Origin of the sequence: Aeromonas sp. 75A, from assembly GCF_051919425.1 — a bacterium.
GTDB lineage: Bacteria > Pseudomonadota > Gammaproteobacteria > Enterobacterales > Aeromonadaceae > Aeromonas > Aeromonas veronii.
In genome coordinates this window covers 4,416,145-4,430,347 of the sequence record NZ_JBQBES010000002.1, presented here as the reverse complement: position 1 = coordinate 4,430,347, position 14,203 = coordinate 4,416,145, and the positions used below count along the sequence as shown (strand labels likewise).

The 14,203-nt window shown below is 57.8% G+C and carries 13 protein-coding genes; 5 read left to right on the top strand and 8 right to left on the bottom strand.

The window, feature by feature from the left end; genetic code table 11:
• Positions 1-34 precede the first annotated feature (34 nt).
• The 8 genes from ACTG2T_RS20585 to ccoN form a co-directional block, all read right to left on the bottom strand.
• Positions 35-721 (bottom strand): sulfite exporter TauE/SafE family protein, encoded by a 687-nt coding sequence (locus tag ACTG2T_RS20585; RefSeq protein WP_042054997.1) that lies wholly within the window; start codon positions 719-721, stop codon positions 35-37.
• Complete coding sequence (gene ccoS, locus ACTG2T_RS20580; RefSeq protein ID WP_005336630.1) at positions 705-893, bottom strand: cbb3-type cytochrome oxidase assembly protein CcoS; 189 nt, start codon at positions 891-893, stop codon at positions 705-707. The genes ACTG2T_RS20585 and ccoS overlap by 17 nt, the downstream gene beginning before the upstream one ends.
• Positions 894-1,031: 138 nt before the next feature.
• Positions 1,032-3,416 carry a heavy metal translocating P-type ATPase gene (locus ACTG2T_RS20575; RefSeq protein ID WP_330124264.1) on the bottom strand — a complete coding sequence of 795 codons (2,385 nt, stop codon included), beginning with the start codon at positions 3,414-3,416 and terminating at the stop codon, positions 1,032-1,034.
• An 86-nt stretch (positions 3,417-3,502) separates the two neighbouring features.
• On the bottom strand, positions 3,503-4,003 hold the full coding sequence (locus ACTG2T_RS20570; RefSeq protein WP_330124263.1) for a FixH family protein: 501 nt from the start codon (positions 4,001-4,003) through the stop codon (positions 3,503-3,505).
• A gap of 140 nt (positions 4,004-4,143) precedes the next feature.
• Positions 4,144-5,127 carry a cytochrome-c oxidase, cbb3-type subunit III gene (ccoP, locus tag ACTG2T_RS20565; RefSeq protein ID WP_021230094.1) on the bottom strand — a complete coding sequence of 328 codons (984 nt, stop codon included), beginning with the start codon at positions 5,125-5,127 and terminating at the stop codon, positions 4,144-4,146.
• A complete protein-coding gene (locus tag ACTG2T_RS20560) occupies positions 5,127-5,306 on the bottom strand; it encodes a CcoQ/FixQ family Cbb3-type cytochrome c oxidase assembly chaperone (protein ID WP_005336620.1) in 180 nt (59 codons plus the stop codon). Before ACTG2T_RS20560 ends, ccoP begins: the two co-directional genes overlap by 1 nt.
• 10 nt (positions 5,307-5,316) lie before the next feature.
• A complete protein-coding gene (ccoO, locus tag ACTG2T_RS20555; RefSeq protein ID WP_021230095.1) occupies positions 5,317-5,931 on the bottom strand; it encodes a cytochrome-c oxidase, cbb3-type subunit II in 615 nt (204 codons plus the stop codon).
• 16 nt (positions 5,932-5,947) lie between these two features.
• Positions 5,948-7,372: a cytochrome-c oxidase, cbb3-type subunit I gene (gene ccoN, locus ACTG2T_RS20550; protein WP_005336616.1), complete on the bottom strand. Its 1,425-nt coding sequence runs from the start codon at positions 7,370-7,372 to the stop codon at positions 5,948-5,950.
• A gap of 281 nt (positions 7,373-7,653) precedes the next feature.
• Here ccoN and ACTG2T_RS20545 point away from each other — a divergent pair, with 281 nt between their 5' ends.
• From ACTG2T_RS20545 to pepN, 5 genes are all read left to right on the top strand, one after another.
• Positions 7,654-8,115 (top strand): hypothetical protein, encoded by a 462-nt coding sequence (locus ACTG2T_RS20545; RefSeq protein WP_302247059.1) that lies wholly within the window; start codon positions 7,654-7,656, stop codon positions 8,113-8,115.
• A 93-nt stretch (positions 8,116-8,208) separates the two neighbouring features.
• Entirely contained in the window at positions 8,209-8,667 is a 459-nt protein-coding gene (locus ACTG2T_RS20540; RefSeq protein ID WP_088868948.1) for a GAF domain-containing protein, read from the top strand.
• A gap of 102 nt (positions 8,668-8,769) precedes the next feature.
• The gene (gene proQ, locus ACTG2T_RS20535) at positions 8,770-9,408 is read left to right on the top strand and encodes an RNA chaperone ProQ (RefSeq protein WP_005351923.1); all 639 of its coding nucleotides are present in this window, start codon (positions 8,770-8,772) and stop codon (positions 9,406-9,408) included.
• Between the two features lie 8 nt (positions 9,409-9,416).
• Complete coding sequence (gene prc, locus ACTG2T_RS20530) at positions 9,417-11,432, top strand: carboxy terminal-processing peptidase (protein WP_005351922.1); 2,016 nt, start codon at positions 9,417-9,419, stop codon at positions 11,430-11,432.
• Between the two features lie 144 nt (positions 11,433-11,576).
• Positions 11,577-14,201, top strand: coding sequence for an aminopeptidase N (gene pepN / locus ACTG2T_RS20525; RefSeq protein WP_330124262.1), 2,625 nt, complete (start codon positions 11,577-11,579; stop codon positions 14,199-14,201).
• Positions 14,202-14,203: the final 2 nt, after the last annotated feature.

The following is a 14,203-nucleotide window of genomic DNA, read 5'->3' as shown; positions in this document are numbered from 1 at the left end:
GTTTACCATCAACTCATCCGTTTTGGATAGGGTTTCAAAAGGAAGCAATGCCAATCCAGAAGGTATGTACCCCGAACAAAATGAGCAGCAGGGCACCGCCAAGGCGCAAACTGCGCAGGGTGAGCCAGTATCTCAGGCGATCCGCGAGTCCCCCGAGCGCGAACAAGGTGGGCAGGGTGCCGAGACCAAAAAAGAGCATGATGAGCGCCCCACCACTGGCCGAACCGGCCGCCGCGCTCCAGGTCAGCATGGAGTAGACCAGCCCGCAGGGGAGCCAACCCCACACCATGCCAAAGGGCAGTGCCTGCACAGGTGAGGTGAAGGGGATAAATTTGCCCGCCAGCGGTTTGATACGGGGCCAAAGTCTGGCGCCGAGCCGCTCCAGCAGCAAGATCCCTTGCCACCAGCCCGCCAGATAAAGGCCAAGCGCAATCATCAATAGCGCAGCCACCAAGCGCAATCCGGCGATGGCGTGTTTGCCAGCCCCCAGCTCGCTGGTGGTGGCGAGCAGGCCGCCCACCAGTGCACCTGCGATGACATAGCTCAGGATCCGGCCGAGGTTGTAGTTGAGCAGATAGGCGAGTCGCCCCCAAAAATGCTGCTTGTTGGCTGGGATCGCCATGGAGAGCGCGGCGGAGACGCCACCGCACATGCCAATACAGTGGGCAGAGCCTGCCAGTCCGACCAGCAGGGCGCCGGCCAGATCAAGGTTGTGGGTCATGGTCAGCAGGCTTTACGGGTTTGTGGGCAGGTTGCTCTTCGTCAAACAGGATGTTGGAACCCTGCCGGTCGAGATCTTCAAACTGCTCGGAGCGAATGGCCCAGAAGAAGACGACCCCGGCGATGATCACAAACAGGATGGCGATGGGGATCAGGACAAAAATTATATTCATGAGAGGTACCTTGGCGTTCATCCTTGGCAAGCGTCCCCTATGGTAACCCTGTTCGGGCAGGGGGCCAGCCGGTATTAGTTAGAAATGTGGCCTGCATCGGAGGCAGGCCACATTTTCAGATATTTTCCGCCACCAGTCTCATCGGTTGAGGCGCATGGAGTTGGTCACCACGATGAGCGAGCTGAGCGACATGCCAGCCGCCGCCAGATAGGGGGGGAGCCAGCCGCAGGCCGCCAACGGCAACACCAGCAGGTTGTAACCGATGGACCAGGCGAAGTTCTCGATGATGATCTTGCGGGTACGCATTGCCAGCACTCTGGCTTCGAGCAGTCGGCTCAAGTCATCGGCCAGCAAGATGGCATCGGCGCTGTTTTTCGCCAGATCGGTGCCACCGGCCATGGCAAACGAGGCGTGAGCGCCAGCCAGTACCGGGGCGTCGTTGATGCCATCGCCCACCATGATGCTGATATCCCCCTGGGCTTCCCGGGCCTTGAGGTAGGCCAGCTTGCCATCGGGTGAGACCCCCTTGACGAGCTCATCCACCCCCAGTTCCCGGGCAATCTCGTCTGCTTGCAGAGAGCTGTCACCAGTCAGCACGGTAGTTTGCAGACCTGCCGCCTTGAATGCCGCGATCAGCGCCCTGGCATCGGGGCGCAGGGTATCTTCCAGATTGAAGCGGGCCAATACCTGCTGCTCGTTGGCCAGATAGATAGCCAGACCGCGGCCGTGCTCTTGCGCCGGATCCAGCCCAAGCCAGCGGGCACTGCCGATGCGGTAGCGTACACCCTCCACCAGCGCCGTGATGCCGTGACCGATGACCGGGGTGATCTCGCGGGCGGATGGCAGCACACTGATACTGTCGGCAGGTAGCCGGAAGGCTCGAGCTATGGGGTGCTCGGATTGCGCCTCCATAGCCCGGGCGATGGCGAGGCAGTGCGCCTCCTCCACGTTTGCCAAGGTGGTGGTGCCGGTCAGACTGATCTCACCTGTGGTCAGGGTGCCAGTCTTGTCCATCACGATCCGGTTGGCCTTGGTCAGCACGTCCAGCACATGACCACGGCGCAGCAGAATGCCGTTGCGGGTCAGATTGGCGGTGGCCGAGGTCAGCGCCGTCGGGGTGGCCAGCGACAGGGCACAGGGGCAGGTGGCAACCAGCACGGCGAGGGTGACCCAGAACGCCTGATCCGGTTGATGGACGTGCCAGAAGGTCCAGACCGCAGCGGCAATGATCAGCAGCACCAGAATAAAGTGGCGCGACAGTTGATCCGCCATCTGTGCGATGGCCGGTTTGTCATCGAGGGCGTGATCCTGCAGCCGCATGATCTGGGCGATCCGAGACTCTTCGATACGGTGGCTGACCCGGATCTGCAGCGGGGCATCGGTGTTGATGGTGCCGGCATAGACCTGATCACCACGCTGTTTGAGCAGGGGCAGCTGTTCACCGGTCAGCATGGATTCGTTGAGGCTGGCTTGCCCTTCGACAATGATGCCATCCGCCGGCAAGGTGGCGCCAGCAAGCACCCGTACCCGATCGCCGACCTGCAAGGTCTTGGCCGCTACCTCATGCTCCCCTTCATCATCGATGCGGGTCGCCATGATGGGCACCAGTCGCGCCAGGTTGGAGCTCGATTCCGACGCCTTGCGTCGGGCCCGCAACTCGAGAAAGCGCCCCAGCAGCAGGAAGAAGACGAACATGGTGATGGAGTCGTAATAGACCTCACCGGTATTGAACACGGTGGCCCACATGGAGGCGATAAAAGCCCCGATCAGCGCCAGCGACACCGACACATCCATCGACAGGTGACCCTGTTTCATACTGCGCCAGGCACCCACGTAAAAGGGCTGGGCCGAGTAGATCATGATGGGGGTGGAGAGCAGCAGGCTTATCCACTTGAAGTAGACCATGAACTCATCTTCAACGCTGATGAAGAGATCCATGTAGAGGGCCACGGCGCACATCATCACCTGCATTGAGCCCAGCCCCGCCAGTGCCAGCCGGAACATATAGCTGCGCACCTCTTTGGCGTAGAGCGCCTCCTGTTGATGGGTCTGGAACGGATAGGCGCGATAGCCGATCTGGGCAAATCCCTTGAGGATGTCACTCAGGGAGAGCAGCTCCGGATCCCACTTGATGCGGGCCCGGTGGGTGGTGGTGTTGACATTGATGTAGCGCAGGCCCGTCAGTGTCATCAGGTGGCGTTCGATAAGCCAGGCACAGGCGGCGCAGGTGAGCCCTTCAACTGTCAGCTGGATTTCGCGAAGGGTATCGCTGTCGGTGACAAAATCCTGTTGCACTTCTGCCAGATCGTAGTGGGTGAGGGCGGCCAGCTCCTCGGGTACCAGATCCCCCTTGGTACCGGGGGCGGTGCGGTGATCGTAGTAACTGGCGAGGCCGCACTCCATGATGGTTTCCGCCACCGCCTGACAACCGGGGCAGCACATGGGGCGAACAATCCCCTTTATCTCGAGGGAATAGCCACTATTGGCGGGTACCGGCTCGCCACAGTGAAAACAGGGAGTCATGCGTTATGCCCCCCTGAATGCAGAATGCAAGCAGCAGGGGCGCTGGTGAGCTCCTGCTCGCCACAGTGAGAACAGCCGATCATGGCTTAGCGTCCTTTCGGGTCGAGTTCGACAGGGGCCAGGGTGGGCAGCTGGACGGTCTCTTGCAATCGCCATTGGTGATCAAAGGCATCGACCCGAATGTGCCACTTGCCGACCAGCGGCTTGTCGAAATGGAGGCGATAGGTGCCGCTCGCATCGGCGGTGATCATGTGTTCGCTGTCCTGACCGGCCAAGGTCGGGTGGAACAATGAGAGATAGAGAGCTTGCCCGGCAGGAATGTCACCGCTGATGGGTTTGAGGGTCAGCTCGTTGCCGTCAACCTCCAGCCCAAAGCGGATATTGAGCGCTTCGGAGCGGTCAAACTTGCTCAAGTCCTGATTGATCTCTTTCCCTTGTTTGTAATAGTCCTCGGCCACCAGATTGACCCCATCCTTGCTGGCGACGATGGCGGTGGCGATACTGCCGACAACGGCGGCAGTGGGGAGGGCGATGATAAACCAGGGCCAGAATTGGCGATACCACGGTTTGGATAGAGGTTGGGTCATGATTGCTACTGCCATGAAACGAATGATTAACGTGGAAGATGGTTTTTACGCAACACAAGATAACAAAAAGCCTCGAGGAGTCGAGGCTTTTTGCTGTGTAATCACGTGTTTATCACATGTTACAACGTTACGGGCGAACCTTATTTGGCAGACTGTTGATGAGACAGGCTGTAAACGTAGGAGGCCAGCAGGTGAACCTTGTCCTCACCCAGAATGTCTTTCCAGGCTGGCATCACGCCGTGACGACCGTGGGTGATGGTTTGTACCACCACTTCGCGGGAGCCGCCGTAGAGCCAGGTGTTGTTGGTCAGATCTGGCGCACCGACGGCAACACCGCCCTTGGCATCGGCCCCGTGGCAGGCAGCGCAGATGGCAAAGCGTGCTTCACCTTTCTTCGCTTCCACCAGGTCGACCTTGCGACCGGAGAGGCTCAGCACATAGGAGGCCACTTCCTGAACGCCATCTTTGCCGAGGATTTCACCCCAGGCAGCCATGATCCCCTGACGACCGCCCATGATGGTGGTCTTGATTTGATCTGGCTGGCCGCCCCATTGCCATTCGCTGTCGGTCAGGTTCGGGAAGCCGCGGCCACCGCGGGCATCGGATCCGTGGCACTGGGAGCAGTTCTGCAGGAACAGACGCTGACCCACTTTCAGGGCTTCCGGATCCTTGGCGATCTCGGTGATGGCACGATAGGTTTTGCCATCCGCTTCGTAGGTGAGTTCACGGAACTTGGCGCCGTAGATCTCGTCAGCCTTGGCGACCTCGCGGTCATACTCCACAGCGCGACCTTCGGCCTTGGCCGATTCGGTTGCAGCCTTGGACTCGGCCAGCGAGCGCACGTCCTGGTTGGAACTTTGCCAGCCGAGCAGGCCTTTGAAGTTGCCAAGTCCCGGGAAGGCGACCAGATAGACCAGACCGGTGACGATGAAGAAGAGGAACATGTAAGTCCACCACTTCGGCAGCGGGTTGTTGATCTCCTCAATGCCATCGAAGGAGTGACCCATCGATTTGCCTTCTTCAACACCCATCTTGTCCTTGCGGCACCACATCAGCAGCAAGAAGCAGCCGAGGATGGTTCCCAGACTGATGACAGTCACAAAAATGCTAAACAGAGTGCTCATTATTGTTTCGCTCCTGCGTTCTTTTTATCAGCACCGGGTTGCTCATCATCGGCAAAAACCAGATTGGCAGCCTCGTCGAAAGAGGTCTTGCGGCGTTTGCTGTAGGCCCAGACGATGATGCCAATCATGATGGCCATCAACAGCAGGGTATACAGACCGCGAAATGTGCCGTAGTCCATTTTCGCCTCCTTATTTCAGGGCATGACCCAGTGATTGCAGATAGGCCACCAGCGCATCCAGCTCGGTCTTGCCCTTGACGGCTTCGCCAGCACCCTGAATATCGGCGTCGGTATAGGGCACACCGAAGTGATCGCGGAACAGCGCCAGTTTTTTGCCGGTCATCTCGCCAGTCAGCACATTGGTATCAAGCCAGGGGTAGGCGGGCATGTTGGATTCCGGTACCACATCGCGCGGGTTGATCAGGTGAACCTTGTGCCACTCGTCGGAGTAGCGGCCACCAACACGGGCCAGATCCGGACCTGTACGCTTGGAGCCCCACAGGAAGGGGTGCTCCCAGACGCTCTCGCCTGCGACCGAGTAGTGACCGTAACGCTCGGTTTCGGCACGGAACGGACGGATCATCTGGCTGTGGCAGTTGGTGCAGCCTTCGCGAATGAAGATGTCGCGTCCTTCCATCTGCAGAGCGGTGTAGGGCTTGAGGCCCTCCACCGGCTCGGTGGTTTGCTTTTGGAAGAACAGCGGAGTGATTTCAACCAGGCCCCCCAGACTGATGGCGAAGATGATGCCGACCACCAGCATGGGAACGCTTTTTTCAAATATTTCGTGACGGTTATTGTTGCTCATGGGTTGACCTCTTCAATCATGCTGGCTGGGCGACAGGTTCCAGAGAACCTTTGGGCGCAGTGATGGTGCGATAGGCGTTGTAAGCCATCAGCAACATGCCGGTGACGAAGAAGCAGCCTCCCAGGAAGCGCACGAAATAGAAGGGATAGGATGCCTGCAGCGCTTCAACGAAGCTGTAGGTCAGGGTGCCGTCTTCGTTGACTGCACGCCACATCAGGCCCTGCATCACGCCGGAAATCCACATGGCAACGATGTAGAGCACGGTGCCCACGGTCGCCAGCCAGAAGTGAACGTTGATCAGCTTGACGCTGTACATCCGGCCCTGGCCGAACAGGTTCGGGATCAGGTGATAGACCGCACCGATGGAGACCATGGCAACCCAACCCAGCGCACCGGAGTGCACGTGACCGACGGTCCAGTCTGTGTAGTGGGAGAGGGCGTTGACGGTTTTGATCGCCATCATCGGGCCTTCGAAGGTCGACATGCCGTAGAAAGAGAGGGAGACGATCAGGAAGCGCAGGATGGGGTCATAACGCAGTTTGTGCCAAGCACCGGAGAGGGTCATGATGCCGTTGATCATACCGCCCCAGGAGGGTACGAACAGGATCAGGGACATCACCATGCCGAGCGACTGAGCCCAGTCAGGCAGTGCGGTGTAGTGCAGGTGGTGCGGACCGGCCCAGATATAGAGGGAGATCAGCGCCCAGAAGTGGACGATGGATAGGCGATAGGAGTAAACCGGACGACCGGCCTGCTTGGGCACGAAGTAGTACATCATCCCCAGGAAGCCGGCGGTCAGCAGGAAGCCTACCGCGTTGTGGCCATACCACCACTGCACCATGGCGTCCATGGCGCCGGAGTACATGGAGTAGGACTTCATGCCGGAGAGGGGCACTTCCATGTTGTTGACAATGTGCAGCACCGCAACGGTGATAATGAAGGCGCCGAAGAACCAGTTCGCCACATAGATGTGGGAGGTGGTGCGCTTCATCAGGGTGCCGAAGAAGACGATGGCATAGGCGACCCATACCACAGTGATGGCGATATCAATCGGCCACTCCAGCTCGGCATACTCTTTGGCGGAGGTGTAACCCAGCGGCAGAGAGATGGCGGCAGAGAGGATGATTGCTTGCCAGCCCCAGAAGACGAAGGTTGCCAGCGGGCCACCAAACAGTCTGGTTTGACAGGTGCGCTGCACCACGTAAAACGAGGTGGCCATCAGTGCACTGACGCCGAAGGCGAAGATCACTGCGTTGGTATGGAGGGGCCGCAGACGACTGTAAGTCAGCCACGGGGTCTCGAAGTTGAGGGCAGGCCAGATCAACTGGGCTGCGATCAGTACGCCAACCGACATGCCGACAATTCCCCAGACAATCGTCATGACGGTAAACTGGCGAACAACGGTGTAGTTGTACTCAGGATGGTTAGTTGTATGGCTCATCGTTATATTCCGCTTCCGATGCTGCTGTTGTTTGGTTTTGTATCCGGAGGACCGGACTGGCTTCATCAGCCACCGCCGACCAGTTGTTAACATCTGTTAACGAAAGGAAAAGCAAAAGATGGCTAAATGAAAACTGCATGGGAATGATACTGAAGTGACAGGTAAAATAACAGTATAAACAGTGATATATTTGGCTCCGTCCGGTCTCGATATGGCAGTTTTTTACCTTGTTCGAGATCACAAAAAACTATTTTAATTGCATCTTAATCGGGCTGTTTTTGATGAAAGAGAGACTTACCGCACGTAAAGTTTTGCACCTCGTACTGGTATTGGCGCTGTTATTGGCGCTGATGGCCTATCGCACCTGGTTTTCGGCCGATAACAGCGTCTCTGCTGACCAGAAAAAAGATCAGATTTGTGATCTTTCCCACACCCCTTGCAGCGCGCTGATTGGTGACAAGTCGCTGACGGTCGCCATCAAGGAATTACCGCTGCGCGCCGAACATGACTTTGCCATCGCTATTACCGGCGGCGATCCGGCCATCAAACCGGTGAAAGCGACACTCGAAGGCAAAGATATGTTTATGGGCACCATTCCGGTGAACTTTGAAGAAATAGACGGACAGTGGCAGGGGGTAACCCAGGTGGGGAGCTGTACATCACCCGTCATGATCTGGTTGTTAAATATCGAGTGGAGTAATGGTCAACGCCAGCAATTGGCGCTTTCCGTTGCCCGGGAATAACGGCGCAAGAGGTGGGGAGTGGAAAAAATATTTGAAATTTCCCGGCCAGGCGTTACCTTCCCCAAACCATCAGGGAGTGAAGTTCATTTAATCATGATTGAAAAACAACCGTTTTATCGCACCCTCAACCAGCAGGCCAAGGCGCTGCTGGAGGGGGAAACCGATCTGATTGCCAATCTGGCCAACCTCTCCGCACTGCTTAATCAGGAGCTGGAGGAGATAAACTGGGTCGGTTTTTATCTGTTGCAGGGCGAGACCCTGGTATTGGGGCCATTTCAGGGCAAACCGGCTTGCGTACGGATCCCGGTCGGCCGCGGGGTGTGTGGTACGGCAGTGGCAGAGGGGAAAACCCAGCTCATTGACGATGTCCACCAGTTCGATGGTCACATCGCTTGTGATGGCGCGAGCAACTCGGAAATCGTTATCCCGGTGCGCCGTGGTGGCGAGATCATCGGGGTGCTCGATATCGACAGTCCGATTTTTAACCGTTTCGACCAGCAAGACCGGATTGGCCTCGAAGAAACGGTGCAAATTTTGGAAAGCATGCTCTAAGTCATTGCTAGATGGTTCGCAAAAGGCCCCAAGCTCTCTATAATGGGGCCTTTGTTGTGCTCGGGACGTGCCCGTGCGTTTATATGAAAGCCAAGGTTATACATGGAAAACACTGAGAAGCTGAAGAACAGTAAAGAGATCGTTGCCTACCTGGTCGAGAAATTCCCGGCCTGCTTCGTTGCTGAAGGAGAGGCCAAGCCGCTCAAGATTGGCATCTTCCAGGATTTGGCCGAGCGTCTTGCTGACGATGCCAGAGTCTCCAAGACCATGCTGCGTTCCGCACTGCGTCAATACACCTCCAGCTGGCGCTACCTGCACGGTCTCAAAGCTGGCCAGGCTCGCGTTGATCTGGATGGCAACCCGGGCGAGCTGCTGACCGAAGAGCACATCGAGCACGCCAAGCAAGCTCTGAAAGAGAGCAAAGAGCGCGTATTCGCCAGCCGTCGTACCAATACCAAAGAGAAGGATGAGAAGGCCAAGAAGCCCCGTCGTCCTGCTGTGCGCAAAACCGAGAAAGCTGATGTAGCTGCCAAGCCGAAAGCTGCCGCCAAGGCACCGGTCGCTGACGCTCCGCTGGTTAAAGTGGATGCCGCTACGCTGAAAGTGGGTCAGGATGTGCGCGTCGTTATGGGTAAATTCCCGGTTCCGGCAACCATCAAGGAAGTAACCAAGGACGATGTACAGGTCCAACTGCAGACCGGCATGATGGTGCGGGTCAAATCAGAGCACTTGGTTCTCTAAGGAGACAAATGTTGAAGCATGGCGTAATTCGTTTTTCCCTCGTTGCCTGTAGCCTGGCGCTTGCCGGGCTTGCACAGGCCATCGAGCCGGTGCTCAAGGAGAGTGATTTGCCTGTGTTGGCTCAAGAGAGCCAACATGCTACGGCCAGCAAGCGAATTACCAATCTGTTTACCCGCTCGCACTACAAACAGTTCAAGCTGGACGATGCCTTTTCCTCCGTGATTTTCGATAAATATCTGGAGAATCTGGACTACAGCCGCAACCTGTTTTTGGCCTCTGATATCAGCCGTTTTGAAAAGTACCGTAACGGTTTTGACACCGACCTCGAAAGAGGCCGTCTGGCTCCCGCCTACGAGATGTTCAACCTGAGTCAGCAGCGGCGTTATGAGCGGTTCGAATACGCCCTCAAACTGCTTGATACTCCTTTCGATTTTACCCAGACCGACAACTATGTGTTTGATCGGGAAGGGGCGGCTTGGCCCAAAGATGAAGCAGAGCTCAACGAGCTGTGGCGTCAGCGGGTCAAGTTTGATGCTCTGAGCCTCAAGCTCAGTGGCAAGGAGTGGCCCGAGATCAAGGAGCTGCTTGGCAAGCGTTACAACAACGCCATCAAGCGGATGTCCCAGACCGAGAGCGAGGATGTCTTCCAGCTCTTCATGAACTCCTTCGCTCGCGCCATCGAACCGCACACCAGTTACCTCTCACCGCGCAGTGCCGATCGTTTCAATACCGAGATGAACCTCTCGCTGGAGGGGATTGGTGCCGTGTTGCAGGCGGAAGATGACTTTACCGTCATCCGTTCTCTGGTGCCCGGTGGCCCGGCTGCCAAATCCAACCACCTCAAGCCCGATGACAAGATCACCGGGGTGGGGCAGGAAGATGGCAAGATTGTCGATGTGATCGGCTGGCGTCTTGATGACGTGGTCGAGCTCATCAAGGGGCCCAAGGGGAGCAAGGTCAAGCTGGAGATCCAGCGCGGCAAGGGCGCAACTGCCAAGACTGAGCAGATCGAGCTGACCCGCGACAAGGTGCGCCTTGAAGACCGGGCAGCCAAGTCCAAGGTGATTAACGCCGAAGGCAAGAAGATTGGGGTCATCGAGATCCCGAGTTTCTACGTCAATCTGCACGATGACGTGATCAAGGAGCTCTCCAGCCTGAACAAGAAGAAGATCGATGGTCTGATCATCGATCTGCGCGGTAACGGCGGCGGCGCCCTGACCGAAGCTTCCGCCCTGAGCGGTCTCTTCTTTGCCAGCGGTCCCGTGGTGCAAATTCGTGATCACATGGGCCGTATCACGGTCAATGGCGATGACGATGGCAACGTCTACTACGGCGGCCCCATGTCGGTGATGATCGATCGCTACAGTGCCTCGGCCTCCGAGATCTTCGCTGCTGCCATGCAGGATTATGGCCGCGCGTTGATTCTGGGTGAAAACTCGTTCGGCAAGGGGACGGTGCAGCAGCATCGCAGCCTCGCCAAGGTCTATGACTTCTACGAGCAGCCGCTGGGTCACGTGCAGTACACCATCGCCAAGTTCTACCGGATCGACGGTGGCAGCACCCAGAACAAGGGCGTTGCGCCGGATATCAGCTTCCCGACACCAGTTGCTCCGGAAGAGACGGGCGAAAGCCGTGAGTTCAATGCGTTGCCGTGGGACAAGATTGCCTCCGCCAACTACGAGAAACTCGGCAACTTCGCCAGTGTACTGCCCAAGTTGCAGGCGGCGCACGATGCCCGGATCGCCAAGGATCCCGAGTTTGCCTATGTGATGCAGGACATCGCCGACTACAAGGAGGAGAAAGACAAGAAGTCGGTCTCCCTCAACGAGGCGGAGCGTGTTGCAGAGCAGGCGAAACAGGATGAGAAAGCGCTCAAACGTACCAACGAGCGTCTGGCACGTCTTGGCAAGCCGGCGGTGAAGAGTCTGGATGAATTGCCCGCTGATTTTGAAGCGCCCGATGAGTATCTCATCGAAGCGGCCAATATCACGGCAGATCTGGCCAAGGTCAGCAAACGCAGCTGACAAAGCGACCTCCAATGCACAAGGGCGACTGCGGTCGCCCTTTCTTTTTGTCTGGCGTATCTGACGTAATGCAAATTGTTTGACCCCGCCAGTTGGTTGTGACAGCCTCTTTCTCGCCTTTAACAAGCGTGGAAGCAGACAATAATGACCGATCACTCCCAGGCCATGACGGCCAAATATCGCCAGGATTATCAGGCGCCGCTCTACTGGATCGACACCATCGACCTCGATTTCCAACTGCAGGAGCCGCTGACCCAGGTCACCGCCATCACCCGCATTCGTCGCAACGGCGAGCACAATGCGCCGCTCGTCCTCGATGGTGAGCAGCTGACCCTCAAGAGCGTTGCCATTGATGGCATTCCCTGTGACCACTACGAGCAAGGCGAGAGCAGTCTGACCCTGTTCAACCTGCCGGCCGAATGTGTACTGACCATTGTCACCCTGCTGGATCCGGCCGCCAACACCGCGCTGGAAGGGCTTTACAAGTCTGGCGATGCCTACTGCACCCAGTGTGAAGCGGAGGGCTTTCGCCGCATCACCTATTATCTGGACCGCCCCGACATTCTGGCGCGTTACAGCACCCGCATTACCGCCGACAAAGCCCAGTTTCCCTTCCTGCTCTCCAACGGCAACAAGGTCGACAGCGGTGATCTGGATGGCGGCCGTCACTTCGTGCAGTGGCAGGATCCTTTCCCCAAACCGAGCTACCTGTTTGCGCTGGTGGCCGGTGATTTCGATGTGGAGCGCAGCCACTACACCACCAAGAGCGGCCGCAAAGTGGCCCTCGAGATCTTCGTCGACAAGGGCAACCTCGATCGCGCCGGTTTTGCCATGGAGAGCCTCATCAACTCCATGCGTTGGGACGAACAGCGTTTCGGCCTCGAGTATGATCTCGACATCTACATGATCGTCGCGGTGGACTTCTTCAACATGGGCGCCATGGAGAACAAGGGGCTTAACATCTTCAACTCCAAGTTCGTGCTGGCTAATCCGGCCACCGCCACTGACAGCGACTACCACGGTATCGAACGGGTGATCGGCCACGAATATTTCCACAACTGGACCGGCAACCGTGTCACCTGTCGTGACTGGTTCCAGCTCAGCCTGAAAGAGGGGCTGACGGTATTCCGGGATCAGGAGTTCTCCTCCGATCTGGGCTCCCGTGGCGTCAACCGCATCAACAACGTGCGTACCGTCCGCGGCCCGCAGTTTGCGGAAGATGCCGGCCCCATGGCACACCCGATCCGCCCGGATGTGGTGATCGAGATGAACAACTTCTACACCCTGACCGTTTATGAAAAAGGGTCGGAAGTGATCCGCATGATGCACACCCTGCTGGGGGAAGATGCCTTCCAGGCCGGTATGCGTCTCTACTTCGAGCGTCACGACGGCTCGGCCGCCACCTGCGATGATTTCGTACAGGCGATGGAGGATGCGTCCGGTGTGGATCTTGGCCGTTTCCGCCGCTGGTACAGCCAGTCCGGCACCCCCGAGCTGACCGTGACCGACGAGTATGATGTTACCAGCGGTATCTATCGACTCCATGTAAGCCAACATACTCCACCGACTCAGGATCAACCCCAGAAGCTGCCGCTGCACATTCCCCTCGATATCGAGCTCTATGACGAGCAAGGAGCCGTCATTGCTTTGCAGTATCAGGGAAAGGCCATCGGCAACGTGCTCGATGTGCTGGAAGCGGAGCAGACTTTCGAATTCGATCGGGTGCCGGTCAAGCCGGTTCCCTCCCTGCTGCGGGACTTCTCCGCGCCAGTCAAGCTGCACTATGACTACAGCGACGAAGGGCTGGCCTTCCTGATGCGCTTTGCCCGCAACGAGTTTGCCCGCTGGGATGCGGCCCAGATGCTGATCAACAAAGCGGTCATCGACGGGGTGGCGCGAGTACAGCACGGGCAGGGGGTTGAACTATCCCGCACCCTGCTGGCCGCCTTTGTTGCCATTCTGGAGGATGAGCAGCTGGATCCGGCCCTCAAAGCGGAGATCCTGGCGCTGCCAGGTGAAGCAACCCTGGCCGAGTTGTTCGAGGTGGCCGATATCGATGCCATCCATCAGGTACGAGACGCGATCCACACCCGTCTTGCCGAGGCCTTTGGTGCGCGCTTGGCGGCAACCTATCAGAGTCTGCGTCTGAACGGTTATCAGGTGGTGCATGCCGACATGGCCAAACGGGCCCTCAAAGGGGTCGTGCTCGGCTATCTGGCGGCACTAGATGCGGAGCATGCCGATGCGCTGGTGCGCGAGCAGTATGCAACTGCCGACAATATGACCGACACCCTGGCGGCACTGCAGGTGGCCAACATGTATCTGCTACCTTGTCGCGCTGAACTGCTGGCCGATTTTGAAGGCAAGTGGGCCAAGGATGGGCTGGTGCTGGACAACTGGCTGCGGCTGATCGGCAGTAAACCGGCTGCCGATGTGCTGAGTGAAGTGAAGCAGGCGATGAATCACCCCACCTTCAGCATTCGCAACCCGAACCGGCTGCGGGCGTTGATCGGCAGCTTCGCCATGAGCAATCAGGTGCAGTTCCATGCGGTGGATGGCCGCGGTTACCGCTTCCTGACCGATCTCTTGATCGAGCTCAACGAGGTCAATCCGCAGGTCGCCTCCCGCCTTATCACCCCGCTTATTCAGTTCAAGCGACTCGATGAGGGGCGCAAGGCGCTGATCCGTGCCGAGCTGACCCGCCTTGCCAACCTTGAGGGGCTGGCACGGGATCTGTTCGAGAAGGTCAGCAAGGCGCTGCAGCAGTAAGT